This window comes from Micrococcus sp. GbtcB5 (assembly GCF_019091605.1).
GTDB classification, from domain to species: Bacteria; Actinomycetota; Actinomycetes; order Actinomycetales; family Micrococcaceae; genus Micrococcus; species Micrococcus luteus.
On the sequence record NZ_JAGXJK010000079.1, the window covers coordinates 1 to 746 of the forward strand.

General features: G+C 68.6%; 2 protein-coding genes. One reads left to right on the plus strand and one right to left on the minus strand.

What is annotated here, in order from left to right:
- Positions 1–252 (plus strand): serine/threonine protein phosphatase (locus tag KVS67_RS11530; protein ID WP_217565396.1); only part of this gene is annotated, 252 nt, incomplete at its 5' end.
- Positions 253–270: 18 nt separating this feature from the next.
- Here the strand turns inward: KVS67_RS11530 and KVS67_RS11535 are convergent.
- Positions 271–746, minus strand: a 476-nt coding sequence (locus tag KVS67_RS11535; protein WP_217565397.1) for an SUMF1/EgtB/PvdO family nonheme iron enzyme, incomplete at its 5' end; no start/stop codon positions are given.

The following is a 746-nucleotide window of genomic DNA, read 5'->3' on the forward strand; positions in this document are numbered from 1 at the left end:
CGATGCGGTGAACCCATGGAGTCGACCGAGGCCGAAGAACTGCTTGACACCGTCGGTTTGCAGGCGGTGGGCGAACAGTGGCTGCTTCGCACCGAGGGTGACGCATGGGTGCCCGTGGGCATCCAGGAGTTCTCACGAGAGGCCGTCACAGTGGCGCCGCGGCTCGATGACAGGGCGGTGGCCAAGGCGCCGGATCTCACCGCGACGGTGATGTTGTCGTTGCCGACGGATCGGCTCCGTTCCGCCGAATGAGGCTGGGCGGTTCCCTTCTCAGGCGAAGATCTCCCGCAAGGGTGTCCACCCCACGGGAAGCGGCCCGCAGATGGCGGCTCGTTGCCTGTCTGCCTCATGGGACCAGCCCTGAGCTTGTCCCGGGCTGCCGACCAGACCCCGGGCCAGGCGGAGTCCCACGTCCTCCAGGACGGCGTCCGGGGCGCTGCCCCGGCGCACTGAGGCGCGCACGCTCCAGGGTTCATCCGCCCAGCCACCCCCGCGCAGACTGCGGTAGTCGCCGTAGCGGGCGGGATCGGCGTAGTCCCAGCACCATTCCCAGATGTTGCCGAGCATGTCGTGCAGACCGTGCGGGTTGGCTTTCTTCATGCCGACGGGCTGGGGGCCCTCAAGGTGGTCGAGGCTGGTCCAGGCGATGTCTTCAAGCGGCCCGTAGGTGGGCGAGGTCGTTCCGGCGCGGCAGGCGTACTCCCACTCGGCCTCGGTGGGCAATCGGTACCCGTCAGCGCTCGTGT